Origin of the sequence: Mesorhizobium kowhaii (assembly GCF_003253745.1) — a bacterium.
Taxonomy (GTDB): domain Bacteria; phylum Pseudomonadota; class Alphaproteobacteria; order Rhizobiales; family Rhizobiaceae; genus Mesorhizobium; species Mesorhizobium kowhaii.
The window spans coordinates 19,523-36,942 of the sequence record NZ_MZXV01000001.1 but is presented as its reverse complement, the minus strand read 5'-3'; the positions used below and the strand labels follow the sequence as shown (position 1 = coordinate 36,942).

General features: G+C 64.0%; 19 protein-coding genes. All 19 read left to right on the top strand.

Features of this window, described 5'->3' with window-relative positions:
* Positions 1 to 4: 4 nt before the first annotated feature.
* The 19 genes from B5V02_RS00210 to B5V02_RS00115 all read left to right on the top strand — a co-directional run bounded on the left by B5V02_RS00210 (position 5) and on the right by B5V02_RS00115 (position 17,420).
* Positions 5 to 523, top strand: coding sequence for a DUF2840 domain-containing protein (locus tag B5V02_RS00210; protein ID WP_245445552.1), 519 nt, complete (start codon positions 5 to 7; stop codon positions 521 to 523).
* Positions 520 to 1,065, top strand: coding sequence for a S26 family signal peptidase (locus B5V02_RS00205; protein ID WP_111542282.1), 546 nt, complete (start codon positions 520 to 522; stop codon positions 1,063 to 1,065). Before B5V02_RS00210 ends, B5V02_RS00205 begins: the two co-directional genes overlap by 4 nt.
* Before the next feature lie 70 nt (positions 1,066 to 1,135).
* A complete protein-coding gene (locus B5V02_RS00200; protein ID WP_111542281.1) occupies positions 1,136 to 1,471 on the top strand; it encodes a DUF736 domain-containing protein in 336 nt (111 codons plus the stop codon).
* Positions 1,472 to 1,474: 3 nt separating this feature from the next.
* On the top strand, positions 1,475 to 2,245 hold the full coding sequence (locus B5V02_RS00195; protein WP_111542280.1) for a lytic transglycosylase domain-containing protein: 771 nt from the start codon (positions 1,475 to 1,477) through the stop codon (positions 2,243 to 2,245).
* A gap of 243 nt (positions 2,246 to 2,488) precedes the next feature.
* On the top strand, positions 2,489 to 4,228 hold the full coding sequence (locus B5V02_RS00190; protein WP_111542279.1) for a relaxase/mobilization nuclease domain-containing protein: 1,740 nt from the start codon (positions 2,489 to 2,491) through the stop codon (positions 4,226 to 4,228).
* 21 nt (positions 4,229 to 4,249) lie between these two features.
* Positions 4,250 to 6,238: a conjugal transfer protein TraG gene (locus B5V02_RS00185; protein WP_111542278.1), complete on the top strand. Its 1,989-nt coding sequence runs from the start codon at positions 4,250 to 4,252 to the stop codon at positions 6,236 to 6,238.
* Positions 6,239 to 6,243: 5 nt separating this feature from the next.
* On the top strand, positions 6,244 to 6,687 hold the full coding sequence (locus tag B5V02_RS00180) for a CopG family transcriptional regulator (protein ID WP_111542277.1): 444 nt from the start codon (positions 6,244 to 6,246) through the stop codon (positions 6,685 to 6,687).
* 169 nt (positions 6,688 to 6,856) lie between these two features.
* The gene (locus B5V02_RS00175) at positions 6,857 to 7,132 is read left to right on the top strand and encodes a type II toxin-antitoxin system TacA family antitoxin (RefSeq protein WP_111542276.1); all 276 of its coding nucleotides are present in this window, start codon (positions 6,857 to 6,859) and stop codon (positions 7,130 to 7,132) included.
* Positions 7,129 to 7,647, top strand: a complete 519-nt coding sequence (locus B5V02_RS00170) for a GNAT family N-acetyltransferase (RefSeq protein WP_111542275.1) — start codon at positions 7,129 to 7,131, stop codon at positions 7,645 to 7,647. The genes B5V02_RS00175 and B5V02_RS00170 overlap by 4 nt, the downstream gene beginning before the upstream one ends.
* Before the next feature lie 386 nt (positions 7,648 to 8,033).
* Positions 8,034 to 9,017 carry a P-type conjugative transfer ATPase TrbB gene (trbB, locus tag B5V02_RS00160; RefSeq protein WP_111542273.1) on the top strand — a complete coding sequence of 328 codons (984 nt, stop codon included), beginning with the start codon at positions 8,034 to 8,036 and terminating at the stop codon, positions 9,015 to 9,017.
* Complete coding sequence (locus tag B5V02_RS00155; protein WP_111542272.1) at positions 9,014 to 9,346, top strand: TrbC/VirB2 family type IV secretion system protein; 333 nt, start codon at positions 9,014 to 9,016, stop codon at positions 9,344 to 9,346. The genes trbB and B5V02_RS00155 overlap by 4 nt, the downstream gene beginning before the upstream one ends.
* On the top strand, positions 9,346 to 9,627 hold the full coding sequence (locus tag B5V02_RS00150) for a VirB3 family type IV secretion system protein (protein WP_111542271.1): 282 nt from the start codon (positions 9,346 to 9,348) through the stop codon (positions 9,625 to 9,627). The genes B5V02_RS00155 and B5V02_RS00150 overlap by 1 nt, the downstream gene beginning before the upstream one ends.
* Before the next feature lie 10 nt (positions 9,628 to 9,637).
* Complete coding sequence (gene trbE / locus B5V02_RS00145) at positions 9,638 to 12,085, top strand: conjugal transfer protein TrbE (RefSeq protein ID WP_111542270.1); 2,448 nt, start codon at positions 9,638 to 9,640, stop codon at positions 12,083 to 12,085.
* Positions 12,082 to 12,840: a P-type conjugative transfer protein TrbJ gene (trbJ, locus tag B5V02_RS00140; RefSeq protein ID WP_111542269.1), complete on the top strand. Its 759-nt coding sequence runs from the start codon at positions 12,082 to 12,084 to the stop codon at positions 12,838 to 12,840. Before trbE ends, trbJ begins: the two co-directional genes overlap by 4 nt.
* 10 nt (positions 12,841 to 12,850) lie before the next feature.
* Positions 12,851 to 13,177 (top strand): putative entry exclusion protein TrbK-alt, encoded by a 327-nt coding sequence (gene trbK-alt, locus B5V02_RS00135; protein ID WP_111542268.1) that lies wholly within the window; start codon positions 12,851 to 12,853, stop codon positions 13,175 to 13,177.
* Between the two features lies 1 nt (position 13,178).
* The gene (gene trbL / locus B5V02_RS00130) at positions 13,179 to 14,525 is read left to right on the top strand and encodes a P-type conjugative transfer protein TrbL (protein WP_111542267.1); all 1,347 of its coding nucleotides are present in this window, start codon (positions 13,179 to 13,181) and stop codon (positions 14,523 to 14,525) included.
* Positions 14,526 to 14,527: 2 nt separating this feature from the next.
* Positions 14,528 to 15,217 carry a conjugal transfer protein TrbF gene (gene trbF / locus B5V02_RS00125; protein ID WP_111542266.1) on the top strand — a complete coding sequence of 230 codons (690 nt, stop codon included), beginning with the start codon at positions 14,528 to 14,530 and terminating at the stop codon, positions 15,215 to 15,217.
* Positions 15,214 to 16,269, top strand: a complete 1,056-nt coding sequence (gene trbG, locus B5V02_RS00120) for a P-type conjugative transfer protein TrbG (RefSeq protein ID WP_111542265.1) — start codon at positions 15,214 to 15,216, stop codon at positions 16,267 to 16,269. Before trbF ends, trbG begins: the two co-directional genes overlap by 4 nt.
* A complete protein-coding gene (locus B5V02_RS00115; RefSeq protein WP_111542264.1) occupies positions 16,266 to 17,420 on the top strand; it encodes a TraB/TrbI/VirB10 family type IV secretion system protein in 1,155 nt (384 codons plus the stop codon). Before trbG ends, B5V02_RS00115 begins: the two co-directional genes overlap by 4 nt.

Here is a 17,420-nt window from a genome sequence, read left to right as displayed (position 1 = left end):
GATGATGACCGATACCACGGCCTTGGGTTCAGCCGGGTCTTCGCGCGGCGCGTTGCAGAGCGACAGCCTTACCCGTGTCGAGTTGACATGGATCGCGAAGAAAACCGAGTTCTGGATTCGCTTCGGCTCGGTCGATCGAGAGGAGATCCTCGATCGACACCGGCGTGTCCTTTGGTTTCGACCGGGCGCTGTCTTTGCTTTCGTGCGCTGGGCCTCGAATGACTTCGGCACGATCATTTCGCGCCTCGATATCGTGCACACCATCGACTCGGGCCAGACCTACCAGACGCTGCCTTTCGTGCGCCCCGGTGGCAACATCCTGCTTACAGTGCAAGGTTGGGGGAGTGTCGAGCGTGTGCTGGCGATAATGGACGCCATCGAACGTCTCGGAATTGATCCCGAAGCAGTCTCGCCCGAGCATTGGCGGCACGTCCACCACCGGGTGACGGCCGGTCAGGAGCCTCGAGCCTATACGCTCGACCTGCATTGCGCCTACCTGTTGCGGCGGCGGGTGCAGCCATGACGCGGTCAGCAATCGTCCTTGCGATGGCACTGGCCAGCACAGGTGTGCTCCTTCCAGGTCTCACCGCCCTGCCGCCGAAGTTCGCCTGGAATGCTTCGGCCAGTGTTCCGATCGGCCTCTACGGGATTGAAAGCGACGGCAAATTTTTGGCGGGCGACCTTGTCGCCGTCCGGCCGCCGGCACCGCTGGCAACATTTCTTGCCGAGCGGGCTTATCTGCCGAAAGGCGTGTTGCTGCTCAAACGCATCCTTGCGGTTTCTGGTCAGACGGTGTGCCGCAACAAGCTCGCTATTTCTGTCGATGGCCATGAAGTTGGTGCTGCGCTTGATCGAGATCGCGCCGGCCGCGATCTGCCGAGCTGGCAGGGCTGTCGACCTGTTCCTGTCGGGGCCGCTTTCCTCATGAATAGGCAGGTCCGGGACAGCCTCGACGGCCGCTACTTCGGCCTCGTTTCAACCGATCACATCATTGGCCGCGCCGTCCCGCTGTGGACCGACGAGCAAGGCGACGGCCGCTTTCAATGGCGCGCGCAAGCGCGGTGAGCGTGCCACCGGCGGCCCCTCTCATGCCGTCCCAACATCACCGCCGATCATTCGCGAAAGGAGACAGGACATGCCACAGATTGGACAATTCATGCGCAATCAAACCGGCTACTTCGGGCGCATCAGGACACTCAGCCTCGACCTCGACATCGCAATCGTCGAGGCCAATGCGAGCGATACGGAAAACGCGCCCGACTTTCGCGTGCACGCCGGCAGCGAAGACGGCCCCGCGATTGGAGCCGCGTGGAAACGCTCCGGTGAAAAGGCCGGCGAGTTCGTATCGCTTCAGATAGACGACCCGACCTTCACGCGGCCCATCCGCGCCAATCTGTTCCAGAACGGTGACGACAAGACGTCCTGGTCGCTGCAGTGGTCGCGTCAACGCGACCGCACCGAGAAGAATTGAGCCATGTCCGCGCGCCGTCGGTCACCGAACCATTTGGCTCCGTCCGCGTTGCTTCGCGTGGGTCGGCGCAATGCTTGCGTTCTGCTCGCCAGGCTCTGCCTCGCATGCGCCATTCCCGCGATTGCGCAGGCGCAGGGCCCGATGGTCGGCACACCGTCGGCGCGCAATTACGAGGCCCATATCGCGGAAGCGGCGAGGCGCTTCCGGCTTCCGCTCGCCTGGATCCGTGCCGTCCTTGTCGCGGAAAGTGCCGGCGATCGACGCGCCACCTCCCGAAAAGGCGCCATGGGCCTGATGCAGATTGTGCCGGAAACCTGGTCCGAATTGCGGATTCGGTATGGGCTCGGCAGCGACCCCTACGATCCGCACGACAACATCATAGCGGGCTCGGCCTACATTCGCGAGCTCTTGGATCGCTACGGATCGCCCGGGTGGATTGCTGCTTATAATGCGGGCCCCGGGCGCTACGAGGAATCGTTACAGGGGCGGCGGCTGCCTCGGGAAACGCGCGCCTATGTTACAGCAGTTTCATCCGCCATTGGCGGCGACACCGCGACGAGAGCTACCGGCCAGGCACGACCCGCGTCATCGGGATGGAGGAAAGCACCGCTCTTCGTCGTGCAGCCGCAAGGCAAGCCCGCAGCTGATTCCCCGCCTGTCGAGGACCCGCGTGATGGCGTGCCGAGAGCGCAGGCTGTGCGCGATCCGTCCAACGTCGCACCTCGCTCGGCCGGCCTGTTCGTGGCCAAAGCGGACGACAGGACTGAGCCATGAGCCGGTTTGGTGCTTTTCGTAGCAACGGTGGTTCTTGCGCGCAATGGCGGGTGCAAGGGGTGGAGGCAGCGAACACGACCGAGGGATGGCAGGATAAAAGGGCGCACATTGCGCGTCGGTTGTGTGGTTGTTCTTATTCGATTTTCTGGCGCGTTCCGCACATTGCAAGACACCGTCGCAATGTGTGCGGAATGTACAAGCCTTTGTATTTGTTTTCTCTTTTCCACATTGTGGGATCGCGCCATGGCCGATGAGCGCGAGTTTCGCATTCGGCCCGGCCGCATTCGCTCGACCCGCACCCAGCAGGCCCGCCCCTTCATCGCTCAGGCGTTGGCCGCAGCGAAAAAAGCTGGCGGGGGGATCTCGCGCTCGGGCCGGATCGTTGCCGGCAATCGCTCTCGCTTTGGACACGGTCGGCGCGCCAGCATCCAGGCCAACCGCTTCATCACTTCGCGGTCGCGGGGCGCGGTCATCAAGGCCCGCGTCGTTCGTCATTCTGCGCGCGCGACCCCGCTTGGCGCCCATCTCATGTACCTGCGGCGCGACGGCGTGACCCGGGACGGAGAGAAGGCGCGACTTTTCGGGCAGGGGACGGACAATGCCGATGGCGGGGCCTTCGCCGCACGCACGCAGGACGACCGGCATCATTTCCGCTTTATCGTCTCGCCCGACGACGCCCTCGAAATGGCGGACCTGAAATCCTTCACCCGAGATCTGGCCGGGCAGATGGAGAAGGATCTCGGAACACGGCTCGACTGGGTCGCGGTAGATCACTGGAACACCGAGCATCCGCATGTCCATCTGATCGTTCGCGGGGTTCGCGACGACGGCCAGGATCTGGTCATCTCGCGCGACTACATCAAGGAAGGTATGCGCGATCGAGCCCGCGACCTGATCACCCAGGAACTGGGGCCGCGCAGCGATCTCGACATCCGCCGCTCGCTCGAAAGCCAGATCCAGTCCGAACGTTGGACGCAGCTCGACCGCCAGCTGCTTCGCGACAGTCGCGATACCGCCGGCATCGATCTCGCTCCATGTCCTCACAGGCAACCGGATGAGTATCACACGCTGAAGGTCGGCCGCCTGCGCAAGCTCGAAGCCCTTGGTCTTGCCGATCAGATTGGGCCAGGCCAATGGGTGATTGACGACAAGGCCGAGACGACGCTGCGCGAACTCGGCGAGCGTGGCGACATCATCAAGCGCATGCACCGCGCGCTGACTGAGCACGGCATCGAGCGCGGCTCAGCCGGTTTCGTTGTGGCGGCGGAAAGTCTTGATACGCCCATTATCGGGCGGCTGATCGAACGCGGGCTCGATGACGAACTGAGTGGCACGGCCTATGCAGTGGTCGACGGCGTCGATGGACGCACCCATCACATCAAACTTTCCAATCTGGAGGCGGCTGGCGACAGCGCAGTGGGATCGATAGTCGAACTGCGCGGATTCGATGATGCGCGCGGCCTCCGCCGCTCAGCGCTGGCGGTGCGCTCCGATCTTGGCGTGGATCAGCAGGTTATGGCATCGGGTGCGACATGGCTCGACCGCCAGGCAATCGCTCGCGAGCCTGCCGCTCTGTCCGAGGCTGGCTTCGGCGCCGAGGTCCGCGACGCCTTAAACCGCCGCGCCGAACACCTTGTCAATCAAGGGCTGGCAGAGCGGCAGGGAAGGCGCATCGTATTCGCCCGTAACCTGCTCGATACGCTGCGCCGCACGGAACTGGACATGGTTGCCGACAGGCTCGCGGCCGACACCGGACAACCTTTCAACCGCGTCGCCAGCGGAGGCTATGTTGCCGGCACCTATCGCCAGCGTTTCACGCTCGCCTCTGGCCGTTTCGCCATGATCGACGACGGCCTCGGTTTCCAGCTCGTTCCGTGGACACCCTCTCTCGAAAAGCATCTCGGCCGGCATGTCTCCGGGATCGCGCGCGACGCCGGAGGTGTCGACTGGAGCTTCGGCCGCAAGAGAGGCCCTGGCCTCTGAACCGCAAGATAGGAGCCTGCGATGTCCGCTACGAAAATTCTCTGGGGTCAGATCCTCACTGTCTTCCTGATCGTCCTGTCGACGACCTGGGCGGCGACGCAATGGACCGCATGGAAACTCGGTTTCCAGACGGGGCTCGGCACGCCCTGGTTCGAGATCGCCGGACTGCCCGTCTACTATCCCCCCGCCTTGTTCTGGTGGTGGTACTTCTACGATGCCTATGCACCGGGTATCTTCGTGAAAGGCGGATTGATTGCCGTATCGGGAGGCTTCCTGTCGATCATTGTCGCGATCGGGATGTCGGTGTGGCGGGCGCGGGAAGTCAAGAACGTCCAAACCTACGGTTCGGCGCGATGGGCCGATAGACGGGAGGTCGAGGCGGCTGGTCTTCTCGGCACCGATGGCGTGGTGCTCGGCCGCTACGATCGCCACTATCTCCGCCACGACGGGCCCGAGCATGTGCTGTGCTTTGCCCCGACCCGATCCGGCAAGGGCGTCGGCCTGGTGGTGCCTTCGCTGTTTACCTGGCCGGGCTCCGCGATAGTCCACGACATCAAGGGCGAGAACTGGCAGCTCACAGCCGGCTTCCGCGCTCTGCACGGTCGCGTTCTGCTCTTCGATCCGACCAATTCGAAATCGTCCGCCTACAATCCCTTGCTGGAAGTTCGCCGCGGCGAATGGGAAGTCCGCGATGTTCAGAACATTGCGGACATTCTCGTCGACCCGGAGGGGAGTCTGGAGAAGCGGAACCACTGGGAAAAGACCAGCCACGCGCTGCTGGTCGGCGCGATCCTGCATGTCCTCTATGCCGAGAAGGACAAGACACTGGCCGGCGTCGCCGCGTTCCTCTCCGATCCGAAGCGGCCGATCGAGTCCACATTGGCCGCAATGATGAAGACGGCGCACCTCGGTGAGGCAGGCCCGCACCCGGTCATCGCCAGTGCCGCGCGCGAACTGCTGAACAAGTCCGACAATGAGCGTTCGGGTGTGCTCTCCACCGCGATGTCCTTCCTGGGCCTCTACCGCGATCCCGTTGTCGCTGAGGTGACCACGCGCTGCGACTGGCGGATCGCCGACATCGTAGGCGGCAAGCGACCGGCAACGCTCTATCTCGTCGTGCCGCCTTCCGACATCAATCGGACCAAACCGCTCATTCGCCTTATTCTCAATCAGATCGGACGGCGTCTGACCGAGGACCTGCATACAAAGACAGGTCGTCACCGGCTGCTGCTGATGCTGGACGAGTTTCCGGCTCTCGGCCGCCTCGACTTTTTCGAGAGTGCGCTCGCCTTCATGGCCGGCTACGGGCTGAAAAGCTTTCTCATTGCGCAGTCGCTCAACCAGATCGAGAAGGCGTACGGTCCGAACAATTCTATCCTCGACAACTGTCATGTTCGTGTCAGCTTCGCGACGAACGATGAAAGGACCGCCAAACGCGTATCTGACGCGCTAGGCACCGCAACCGAGATGCGGGCGATGAAGAACTATGCCGGCCACCGGCTCTCCCCTTGGCTTGGACATCTCATGGTGTCGCGGCAGGAAACAGCCCGCCAACTGCTGACCCCTGGCGAGATCATGCAGCTTCCACCGACCGACGAGATCGTCATGGTGTCGGGGACGTCGCCGATCAGGGCGAAGAAGGCGCGCTACTACGAGGATGTCCGCTTCCGTGAACGCGTCATGTCGCCACCTGATCTGGCCCGGTCCGAACAAGCCCATCTTGACGACTGGAGCCATCTGCCGATCCTGACTCGCCCTGAGCTTACCGAAACGGCCGGCACGTCTCGGCAGGAGGATGGTGACCCAACGGAATCAGAGCGACGCCTGCAACCCGAACTCAATCGTGCGCGACCAGTCGACAAAACGGCTCCGATCGATAATGAGTTCGAGATCGATCCGGTCGACGATAGCGACGACGAAGAAGCCATCCGCAATCGGCGCCTGGCGCGCCTCATGCAGGGGGTGGCGCGGCAGGTTTCCCTCGACCCTGATGACGGCATGGAGCTGTAGGCGCCATGACAGTCCGCAAGAAGAAAGTGCAGATTTCTGTCTATCTCGATCAGACCATCATGACGATGCTTTCGGACTATGCGGCTCGGCGCGATCAACCTCAGTCGATGATTGCTGAAGCTGCGATCGCTTCGTTCCTGTCGCCGGATGCGGATGAGCGCCGCGAGGCGGCGATCGCCAAACGCCTCGACCAGGTCGATCGCCGCCTGGCCCGGCAGGAGCGCGATATCGGCGTCGCGGTTGAGACTCTGGCGGTGTTCGTCCGCTTCTGGCTCGCGACCACGCCTGCCTTGCCAGAGCCCGCCGCCCAGGCCGCACGTGCCAAAGCGGCCGAACGCTATGAAGCCTTCGTCACCGCCTTGGGGAGACGACTGGCGAAGGGGCCGAAACTACGGCAGGAGATTTCCGAGGACATCAATCCGATGGGGGACGAAAAAACGCCGTCCTGACTGTGCGGCTCGACAAGGCCTCTTTAAACCGAGATCCAAGGAGTGGCTTGAAGATCGGCCCGGGTGGGATGGATTCGCAGGTGGCAAAGCATGCTGGTCTAGTATCGAGAAAGGAATATATTGTACGGATTGAATCCGTACCATATATTGGGGATAAAGGAGAATAGCTATGCCCCGCAATGTCAGCGATAACGGTCGAATCGATGTTCGGATTCCGCCCGAAGCAAAAGCCATGATCGCACGTGCAGCGGCTTTGTCGAATGTCGGCCTAACTGAGTTTGTCACGCGCTCCGCGCTGCGTGACGCCCAAGCTGCAATCGAACGTGCCGAACATCTCGCACTGTCAGAACGCGACAGCCTGCGCGTTCTCGACCTGCTCGAAAACCTGCCGGCACCCACCGACCGTCTTATCCGTGCCGCCAAGGCCGGTCAGACTCTCGCGTGAGCTCCATCGTCTGGCAGGAAACGCCGATCGGCAAACAGCATGACCGCGCCGCCTTCAATTGTGGCGACGCTGATCTCAATATCTATCTGCAGCGCTTTGCGCGTCAAAACCACGAGAGCGGCGGTGCCAAAACCTTCGTCGCCGGCGTGGCGGAAGATCCTTCGCACGTCCTCGGATACTATTCCCTCAGCCCCGCCTCAATCGACTACGCCCGGACCCCTGCAGTCGCCAGACGTGGCCTCGGTCGCTACGACGTACCGGTCTTTCGCCTGGGTCGCCTTGCAGTGGATCTCACGGTACAAGGCCGCGGCCTCGGCGGCGGATTGCTGCTCGCCGCCGGGAAACGCTGTATGGCAGTTGCGCAGGAAGTCGGCGGCGTTGCCTTGCTTATCGACGCCAAAAGCGACCAAGCAGCACGCTGGTACGAGGGCTATGGTGCGGCCCGTCTTGATGACGCGCCGCTGGCCCTGGTCTTGCCCCTTGTCACGATCGCAAAGGCAATAGCAGCGATCTAGGTGCTGCGGCCAACTCCTGCCTGACATCGCCAGCCCAATGCGTAGCGATGATGCCGCATGCTCGCTGCAGCCAGGGACGTGATCACGCCATCTCTGGCGGGCCTGCGGGCTCACAATGCCTTCGCTGATCATTGCGGCAGTCTCACCGCAGAAGCCAAAGCCGCGATCCGCCCCTCCATCGACGAGCGAGTCGCGGCCTCGGATGGTATTGTGAATACCCCAGCCCCTGCGCTGCAGCACTGAGGGCCGGCGCACCGCCGTTCTCCTGTATTTGCACGCTACGGTACGACGACAACTGAAAGCTGTTGAATCGGCCTGCTTTCTGGCTCTTTTGATCATCCCCAACCGGGGACCGTCTGGCTGTTCCCGACCGAAACGGGGACACGATGACAAGCTCGCAAAACAATACGGAAGGCCGCGCGCGCAGTTCGCGCATGCTGCGCACCGCGCTTGGCCCCGCCATCACCAGGTTCCTGGATGACCCGGCCATCGTCGAAGTGATGCTGAACCCGGACGGCCGGATCTGGGTGGATCGGCTCGCGGAAGGTCTGGCCGAGACAGGGGAGACGCTTTCAGCCGCCGATGGCGAGCGCATCGTGCGCCTGGTCGCCCATCATATCGGCGCTGAAGTGCACGGTCGCTCGCCTCGCGTCTCGGCGGAATTGCCAGAGACCGGAGAGCGCTTCGAAGGGCTGCTGCCGCCCGTCGTCGCCGCGCCAGCTTTCGCAATCCGAAAGCCCGCCGTCGCAGTCTTCACGCTCAAGGACTACGTGGCGGCAGGCATCATGAGCGACGACCAGGCAGCGACGCTGCGCGCCGCCGTCGCCAGCCGTGCCAACATTCTCGTCGCCGGCGGCACATCTACCGGCAAGACGACGCTCACCAATGCCTTGCTGGCCGAGGTCGCGAGAGGGTCGGATCGCGTCGTCATCATCGAGGACACACGCGAGCTTCAGTGCGCGGCACCCAACCTTGTCGCTATGCGGACCAAGGACGGCGTCGCTACGCTTTCTGACCTGGTTCGCTCCTCCCTGCGCCTGCGGCCCGACCGCATCCCGATCGGCGAGGTCCGTGGGCCGGAGGCCCTCGACCTGCTCAAAGCGTGGGGTACAGGTCACCCCGGCGGCATCGGCACCATCCATGCCGGCTCCGGTATCGGCGCGCTGCGCCGTCTCGAGCAACTCATCCAGGAAGCCGTCGTCACCGTTCCGCGTGCGCTGATTGCCGAAACCATCGACCTCGTGGCGGTGCTTGCCGGACGCGGCTCGGCGCGGCGACTGGCGGAACTCGCGCGCGTCGCAGGTCTCGGGCCCGACGGCGACTATCGCATCATCCAGGCCAACCCCACCGACATAGGAGAGAGTTCATGATCCCCATCCTTTCACGCGGCTACCGCCAAATCGGTGCAGCGGCCACTACCCTTGTTGTCAGTCTTATCGTTGCCCCGGCGGCCCATGCATCCGGCTCGTCGATGCCGTGGGAACAGCCGCTGGAAAAAATCCTTCAGTCGATCGAGGGCCCCGTCTCCAAGATCATTGCCGTCATCATCATCATCGTGACGGGCCTGACGCTTGCCTTCGGCGATACTTCGGGAGGCTTTCGGCGGCTGATCCAGATCGTCTTTGGTCTGTCGATCGCCTTCGCGGCGTCAAGCTTCTTCCTGTCGTTCTTTTCGTTCGGCGGCGGAGCATTGATCTGATGGCAACCGCTTTCGAACAACTCGACACGGTGCCGGGCTGGGTCGTCCCCGTTCACAGGGCGCTGACCGAGCACATCCTGCTCGGCGGCGCGCCGCGCTCCATTGCGATCCTGAACGGCACACTCGCCGGCGCGATCGGCCTCGGCCTGCGCCTGTGGCTGGTCGGTCTCACCATCTGGGCGCTCGGGCATGTCACGGCGGTTTGGGCCGCGAAACGCGATCCGCTCTTTTTCGAGGTCGGCCGCCGGCATCTGCGCATCCCCGGTCATCTGTCAGTTTGAGGACGCGGTCATGATGAACCTTGCCGAATTTCGTCGCACCGCCAGCCGCCTGGCCGACTATCTGCCTTGGGTTGCCCTCGTTGCACCGGGCGTTGTGATCAACAAGGACGGGAGCTTCCAGCGCACCGCAAAGTTCCGCGGGCCAGATCTCGATTCCGCCGTCGCGGCCGAGCTGGTTGCGGTCGCTGCGCGCATCAACAACGCCTTCCGTCGCCTCGGCTCGGGTTGGAGCATCTTCGTCGAGGCGCAGCGGCACGAGGCGGCGACCTATCCCGAGAGCCAGTTTCCCGACCCGGCGTCTGGCCTGGTCGACGCCGAACGCAAGGCCGACTTCGAGGAGGAAGGTGTCCATTTCGTATCGAGCTATTTCCTCACCTTCCTCTATCTGCCGCCAGCCGAGGAGGCCGCGCGTACGGAAGGGTGGCTCTACGAGGGACGCGAACGGTCCGGCGTCGATCCGCATGAGGTCCTGCGCGCCTTTGTCGACCGCACCGAGCGCGTGCTCTCGCTGCTCGATGGCTTCATGCCGGAATGTCGTTCGCTCGACGACGGCGAGACGCTGACTTACCTGCACTCGACTGTCTCGACAAAGCGTCATCGCGTAAACGTTCCGGAGACGCCAGTTTATCTCGATGCGCTGCTCACCGACGAGCCACTGACAGGTGGGCTCGAGCCACGCCTTGGTGACCAGCATCTTCGGCTCCTGACCATTGTCGGTTTCCCTACCGCGACGACGCCGGGTCTGCTCGACGAGCTGAACCGGTTGGCCTTTCCCTACCGCTGGTCGACCCGTGCGATCCTGCTCGACAAGGTCGACGCCACGAAGCTGCTGACGAAAATCCGGCGCCAGTGGTTTGCCAAGCGCAAGAGCATCGCAGCGATCCTGAAGGAGGTGATGACCAACGAGGCGTCCGTGCTGATGGACACGGACGCCTCCAACAAAGCGGCCGACGCCGACTTGGCCTTACAGGAACTCGGCGCCGACATGTCGGGCATGGCCTACGTCACCGCCACCATCGCGGTCTGGGATGCCGATCCGCGAGCAGCAGACGAGAAGCTGCGTCTTGCCGAGAAAGTCATCCAGGGTCGTGACTTCACGGCCATGATCGAAACCGTCAACGCCGTCGACGCCTGGTTGGGCTCATTGCCCGGACATGCCTACGCCAATGTCCGCCAGCCGCCCATCTCCACACTCAATCTCGCCCACATGATTCCCCTCTCTGCCATGTGGGCGGGGCCGGAACGGGACGAGCATTTCGGTAGCCCCCCCTTGCTTTACGGCAAGACCGAAGGCTCGACCCCGTTCCGGTTGTCCCTGCACGTCGGTGATGTCGGCCACACACTCGTCGTCGGCCCCACCGGCGCGGGCAAGTCGGTGCTGCTTGCGCTGATGGCCCTGCAATTCCGCCGCTACCCAGGCTCGCAGGTCTTCGCCTTCGACTTCGGCGGCTCGATCCGCGCCGCCACGCTGTCCATGGGCGGTGACTGGCACGATCTCGGCGGCGAACTCACCGAAGGTGCGCAGGCCTCCGTCTCCCTGCAGCCGCTCGCCCGCGTCCACGACACCTATGAGCGCGCCTGGGCGGCGGACTGGATCGTAGCGATCCTTGCCCGCGAGGGCATCCCCATCACCCCTGACGTCAAGGAGCATATCTGGACCGCGCTGACATCGCTTGCCTCCGCACCGGTCGCGGAGCGCACCATCACCGGCCTGGCTGTCCTGCTGCAGGCGAACGATCTAAAACGGGCCCTGCGGCCATACTGCATCGGTGGCCCTTATGGCCGGTTGCTTGATGCCGAGGCCGAACATCTTGGCGCGGCATCCGTTCAGGCGTTCGAGATCGAGGGCCTGGTTGGAACCGGGGCCGCGCCAGCCGTCCTGACCTACCTGTTTCATCGCATCGGTGATCGCCTCGACGGACGGCCGACGCTGCTCATCATCGATGAAGGTTGGCTGGCGCTCGACGACGAGGGCTTCGCCGGCCAGCTGCGCGAGTGGCTGAAGACACTGCGCAAGAAGAACGCCAGCGTCATCTTCGCTACTCAGTCCTTGTCCGACATTGACGGCTCGGAAGTCGCCCCGGCGATCATCGAGAGTTGTCCAACCCGACTGCTCTTGCCGAACGAGCGCGCGATCGAGCCGCAGATCACCGCCATCTACCGCCGCTTCGGCCTCAACGACCGCCAGATAGAGATCCTGGCGCGCGCGACCCCCAAGCGCGACTACTATTGCCAGTCCCGGCGCGGCAACCGCCTCTTTGAGCTCGGCCTATCGGAAATCGGCCTGGCGCTCTGCGCCGCATCTTCCAAGACGGACCAGGCGCTCATCGCCAGCGTTGTGGCGGAGCATGGCCGCGACGACTTCCTCGCGGCCTGGCTGCGCGCGCGAAACGCAGGCTGGGCCGCTGACCTCATTCCCAACTTCATCCCCCAAGCCGAAAAGGAGCCTCAATCATGAAACGCCGTCTTTACCGCTCGCGCGCCCTCGTGCTCGCTGCCGCCTTGCTTGCTCCGCCCCTCGCGGTCTCGCCATTGGTGTCGACGTCTGCGCATGCGTTCATCGTGTTTGATCCATCGAACTACACGCAGAATGTGCTGACGGCGGCGCGATCGCTCCAGCAGATCACCAATCAGATCACCTCGCTGCAAAACCAGGCCCAGATGCTGATCAACCAGGCCCGCAATCTCGCGAGCTTGCCCTTCTCTTCGCTGCAGCAGTTGCAGCAATCGGTGCAGCGCACGCAGCAACTCCTCAACCAGGCGCAGAACATCGCCTTCGACGTCCGACAGGTCGACCAGATGTTCCAGCAGAAATATGGCAACGTCTCGCTCTCCGCGTCGGATGAAGCGCTCGTTGCTGATGCGCGCTCGCGCTGGCGCAACACGGTTGGCAGTCTTCAGGACGCCATGCGCGTGCAGGCAGGCGTCGTTGGAAACATCGAGACCAATCGAACGCAAATGTCGGCGCTGGTCAGTTCGAGCCAATCAGCGACAGGCGCGCTGCAGGCGACGCAAGCCGGCAACCAACTCCTTGCGCTACAGGCTCAGCAACTCGCCGACCTCACTGCCGTTGTCGCCGCCAACGGCCGCGCGCAAGCCTTGACCGATGCGGAACGGGCCGCCGCCGCCGAACAGGGGCGCGAACAGCGCCGCCGCTTCCTGACCCCCGGCTCCGGCTATCAGGCCGCCAATGCCCAGATGTTCAACCGCTGAGGTCGAAGCCATGGATGGCAAGATCCTCGCCCGCATCGTCGCCGTCATCTTGGTCGCGGTCGCCGTCACGGCGACCGCGCTGGAGATAACCCGGAAGCAGGAAAAGCCCGCGGGCGCGGCATCGTACGTGCCGGCAGCCTCGGCGCCGGACCCGCTCCGCGAGGGTCTTCGCCATTGCCAGAGCCTCGGCGAGGCTGCCTTGCGTGACGGCGATTGCTTGCGCTTGTGGGCTGACGAACGCGACCGGTTTCTCGGCTTCAGGGCGCCAGCCACAAACGCGTCGCCCGCGCCGATCGATCCGCAGTCACCAAACGCGTCCACGCCGGAGGCGCGATAGCATGGGCAGCACCGGCATCATCGACCAGTTTCTCGGCACCTTCACCCGTTATATCGATAGCGGCTTCGGCCTGCTCGGCGGCGAGGTCGCGTTCATCGCCACCACGCTGATCGTCATTGACGTGACGCTCGCCGCTCTCTTCTGGAGCTGGGGCGCCGACGACGACATCATTGCCCGGCTGGTCAAGAAGACGCTGTTCGTCGGCGTCTTCGCCTATCTGATTTCCAACTGGAACAGTCTTGCCCGCATCGTCTTCGAGAGCTTTTCCGGTCTCGGCCTGAAAGCGAGCGGCACGGGTTTTTCGGTTCAGGACCTGCTGCGTCCTGGCAAGGTGGCGCAAACCGGTCTCGACGCGGGACGACCGCTGCTCGAATCCATCTCGGGTCTGATGGGCTGGGTCTCCTTCTTCGAAAACTTCATTCAGATCGTCTGCCTGCTCTTTGCCTGGGCCCTGGTCCTGCTCGCCTTTTTCATTCTGGCCGTGCAGCTCTTTGTCACCCTGATCGAATTCAAGCTGTCAACGCTGGCCGGTTTTGTGCTGATCCCCTTCGGCCTCTTCGGCAAGACCGCTTTTATGGCCGAACGCGTGCTCGGCAATGTCATCTCATCGGGTATCAAGGTGCTGGTGCTGGCCGTCGTCATCGGCATAGGCTCGACGCTGTTCGGCGAGTTCACTCAAGGGTTCGGCGGCGAAAACCCCACCATCGATCAAGCCATGGCGATCGTTCTGGCTGCCCTGTCACTCCTGGGTCTCGGCATCTTCGGGCCGGGCATTGCCAATGGCATCGTCTCCGGTGGACCGCAGCTCGGTGCCGGCGCCGCTGTCGGCACCGGCCTTGCGGCAGGCGGAACGGTGCTTGCCACCGGCGGTGCCGCAAGCCTGGCGGCACGCGGCGGGTCGGCTGCGCTGTCCGCGGGCAGCTCCATAGCGCGTGGCGGGTCGAGTGCAGGCTTGTCTGGCCAAGGTGGCGCCGCAGCTGCCGCTTCTGGCTTGGGCGGCGTTGCAAGCGCGGGTGTTTCGCAGACGGGCTCGCCGCTCAGGCGCGCCGCCGCGCGCGCCAGTGAATCCATGCAGTCGTCCTCGGCCGCTGGTCCACAGTCCGCCACCGCGGGGACCGGTGAAACCGCGACAGCGGGAACGGTCGCAGGCAATGCCGAACGCGCAGGCGAACCCTCAGTCGGCCGTGCGGGCAGGGCGGACGGCGCGGCACAAAATGCCCCTGACTGGGCCAAACGCATGCAGCGGTCCCAGCGCGTGTCGCACGGCGTCCAGACCGCTGCCCACGCAGTCCGAGCTGGCGATGCCCATGGCAGCGGCAGTTCCGTTTCTCTCTCCGAAGGCAATTGACCATGAACATCTTTCGACGGCCCGCCGTCCACTACAGCAAGACACCCCAACCCGAGACTCCGTACCAGAAGGCGGCGCAGGTCTGGGACGAACGCATCGGCTCTGCTCGCGTGCAGGCCAAAAACTGGCGATACATGGCCTTCGGATCGCTGATCCTCTCGGCAGGCCTGGCTGCGGCGCTTGTATCGCAGACGGCGCGGGGAACCGTGGTCCCATGGGTGGTGCAGGTCGACACGCTCGGACAGGCGCAGACGCTTGCGCCCGCGACCACGGACTACAAGCCGACCGATCCGCAAATTGCGTGGCATCTCGCCCGCTTCATCGAGCAAGTCCGCTCAGTTCCGGCCGATCCGATCGTCGTGCGTCAAAACTGGCTGCGCGCCTATGAATGGACCACTGACGAGGGCGCCGCGGCGCTCAACGATTATGCCCGCATCAATGACCCCTTCTCCAAGGTCGGCAAGCAGCAGGTCTCGGTGGACGTCTCGTCGGTCATTCGCGCCTCTGCCGATTCCTTCCGCGTCGCCTGGACCGAGCGTCACTACGAAAACGGCCAGCTCTCCACCACAGAGCGATGGACCGCCATCCTGACAACCGTGATCCAGCCGCCGCGCGACGCTGACCGGCTACGGGCCAATCCGCTTGGCATCTACGTCAATGCCATCAACTGGTCGCGGGAGATGAATCAATGATCGTGCCTTCGCATGGTGTCGCAACACGCGCGTCTGGGTGGTCCGCCTTTGCCGCGGTGTTGCTTTCAGGCTCCGTTCTTGCCGGCTGCGCCACACCCCGGAAACCGCCGCAAATTGCCTACGATGCCTACGTACCGCCTCTGCCTGCCGCCCCGGCAGCGGCCTCCGATGAGAGGCCAAAACCGCTGCACATTCCACCGGGGTGGGTCCCGGCACATGGTGGTGCAGCCGGCAGCACGCCGGCGGCGCGCGTCGAGAACGCCAACGCGGCGGCGCGTGTCCAGCCGCGCCGTGAGGGCTACTACAACGCCATTCAGATATATCCCTGGAGCGACGGCGCGCTCTATCAGGTCTATGCTGCTCCCGGACAGATAACCGACATTGCGCTTGAGCCCGGGGAGAGCCTGACTGGCGACGGTCCGATCGCGGCGGGCGATACCGCGCGCTGGATCATCGGCGACACCGAAAGCGGATCTGGCGTCACCAGACGCGTCCATGTGCTGGTCAAACCTTCGCGCGCCGACATCACCACCAATCTCGTCATCACCACCGACCGGCGCAGCTATATGATCGAGCTGCAATCGGGCGATAAGCCGTACATGCCCGCCGTGGCGTGGGCCTATCCCGCGCTCCCGGCTGGACAGGCGCGGGCGATCCCCGCGACGCCGGCGATGCCCGACGTCACCGCCCGCAATTACCGCTACGGTCTCACCGGCGACACGGCCCCCTGGAGGCCCATCAGTGTCTATGACGACGGCAGGCGCGTCTATGTCGAGTTTCCGCGCGGGATCGTGCAAGGCGAGATGCCGCCCATCTTCGTCATCGGCCCGGACGGCGAGGCTGAGATAGCCAACAGCCGCGTCTACCAGAACACCCTGATCGTTGACCGGATATTCGGTGCTGCCGAGTTACGCCTTGGCAGCGGCAAGCGGCAACAGACCGTCAGGATCGTCCGCACCGATGGGACGGGGAGGGCCTCTCGGATGCCAAGCTTCAGCGCAACCTCGAACCTCACAAACGCACCCCGGCAAAGGGGAGGGGAGGAGTCATGAACGAGAACGAAACCGCTGCTGCCCCGATGCAGCTTCGCGCTGAGCCGCCGCGTGTCACGCGCCTGTCGCGCAAGGTGCTCGCCGGCATCAGCCTGGTTGCATCCTTAGGCGTCGGCGGCGCGCTGGTCTATGCGCTTCAGACCGGCGATACGGGCTCGCATGGCGACGAGCTCTACTCGACTTCCAACAGGCAGCCCGCCGATGGGCTGGCCAGCCTGCCGCGCGACTACACTGGTCCCGTTCTTGGGCCGCCGCTGCCTGGCGATCTAGGCCGGCCGATGCTTGATGCACAGAACAAGGGACAGCCCGTCGTGCCGCCGACCATCGCGACACCCATGGTTGATGAGGCCGAACAACGCCGGCGGGCCGAAGAAGAGGCGGCCCGAACCTCGCGCGTTTTCTTCCAGACGGGACAGGCAAGCGCGGGGCTGACGGAAACGGCTGGAGGAGATGCACCGGGGAACGCTGCCGCCCCTGACCTCGCGGGTCAGTCCGGACAGTCAGCCACGCAAGATCGTCAACTCGCCTTCCTCAACGCCACTGCTGACCGGCGCACAGTGGCGCCGGATCGCGTTACGCCGCCGGCGTCGCCCTATGTCCTCCAGGCAGGGGCCGTCATTCCGGCAGCGCTCATCACAGGCATCCGTTCCGATCTGCCCGGCCAGATCACCGCGCAGGTGACCGAAAATGTCTATGACAGTCCGACGGGTCGCTCGCTGCTGATCCCGCAAGGCACGCGGGTCATTGGCCAGTACGACAATGGGGTCGGCTTTGGCCAGCGGCGCGTGCTGCTTGTCTGGAGCAGGCTCGTCTTTCCAAACGGCCGTTCCATTGTTCTTGAACGCCAGCCTGGCACTGACGACCAAGGCTATGCCGGCCTGGAGGACGGCGTCGACTATCATTGGGCAGAGTTGTTCAAGGCGGCTGCGCTCACCACCATTCTCAGCGTCGGCGCGGAGGCCGGCTCGGCTGACCAGGAAAGCGATATCGTGCGCGCGCTGCGCGGCGGCGCTTCCGACAGCATCAGCCAGGTCGGCCAGCAGATCGTCCAGCGCCAACTGAACATCGCACCAACGCTGACGATACGGCCGGGCTTTAATGTGCGTGTTGTCGTTACGCGCGATCTCGTGCTCGAACCCTATCGAGGCTGA

What these genes read in the sequence shown, in the direction of transcription:
- B5V02_RS00210 (WP_245445552.1), top strand. Translation starts at nt 5, where the DNA reads ATGACCGATACCACGGCCTTGGGTTCAGCCGGGTCTTCGCGCGGCGCG.
- B5V02_RS00205 (WP_111542282.1), top strand. Translation starts at nt 520, where the DNA reads ATGACGCGGTCAGCAATCGTCCTTGCGATGGCACTGGCCAGCACAGGT.
- B5V02_RS00200 (WP_111542281.1), top strand. Translation starts at nt 1,136, where the DNA reads ATGCCACAGATTGGACAATTCATGCGCAATCAAACCGGCTACTTCGGG.
- B5V02_RS00195 (WP_111542280.1), top strand. Translation starts at nt 1,475, where the DNA reads ATGTCCGCGCGCCGTCGGTCACCGAACCATTTGGCTCCGTCCGCGTTG.
- B5V02_RS00190 (WP_111542279.1), top strand. Translation starts at nt 2,489, where the DNA reads ATGGCCGATGAGCGCGAGTTTCGCATTCGGCCCGGCCGCATTCGCTCG.
- B5V02_RS00185 (WP_111542278.1), top strand. Translation starts at nt 4,250, where the DNA reads ATGTCCGCTACGAAAATTCTCTGGGGTCAGATCCTCACTGTCTTCCTG.
- B5V02_RS00180 (WP_111542277.1), top strand. Translation starts at nt 6,244, where the DNA reads ATGACAGTCCGCAAGAAGAAAGTGCAGATTTCTGTCTATCTCGATCAG.
- B5V02_RS00175 (WP_111542276.1), top strand. Translation starts at nt 6,857, where the DNA reads ATGCCCCGCAATGTCAGCGATAACGGTCGAATCGATGTTCGGATTCCG.
- trbB (WP_111542273.1), top strand. Translation starts at nt 8,034, where the DNA reads ATGACAAGCTCGCAAAACAATACGGAAGGCCGCGCGCGCAGTTCGCGC.
- B5V02_RS00155 (WP_111542272.1), top strand. Translation starts at nt 9,014, where the DNA reads ATGATCCCCATCCTTTCACGCGGCTACCGCCAAATCGGTGCAGCGGCC.
- B5V02_RS00150 (WP_111542271.1), top strand. Translation starts at nt 9,346, where the DNA reads ATGGCAACCGCTTTCGAACAACTCGACACGGTGCCGGGCTGGGTCGTC.
- trbE (WP_111542270.1), top strand. Translation starts at nt 9,638, where the DNA reads ATGATGAACCTTGCCGAATTTCGTCGCACCGCCAGCCGCCTGGCCGAC.
- trbJ (WP_111542269.1), top strand. Translation starts at nt 12,082, where the DNA reads ATGAAACGCCGTCTTTACCGCTCGCGCGCCCTCGTGCTCGCTGCCGCC.
- trbK-alt (WP_111542268.1), top strand. Translation starts at nt 12,851, where the DNA reads ATGGATGGCAAGATCCTCGCCCGCATCGTCGCCGTCATCTTGGTCGCG.
- trbL (WP_111542267.1), top strand. Translation starts at nt 13,179, where the DNA reads ATGGGCAGCACCGGCATCATCGACCAGTTTCTCGGCACCTTCACCCGT.
- trbF (WP_111542266.1), top strand. Translation starts at nt 14,528, where the DNA reads ATGAACATCTTTCGACGGCCCGCCGTCCACTACAGCAAGACACCCCAA.
- trbG (WP_111542265.1), top strand. Translation starts at nt 15,214, where the DNA reads ATGATCGTGCCTTCGCATGGTGTCGCAACACGCGCGTCTGGGTGGTCC.
- B5V02_RS00115 (WP_111542264.1), top strand. Translation starts at nt 16,266, where the DNA reads ATGAACGAGAACGAAACCGCTGCTGCCCCGATGCAGCTTCGCGCTGAG.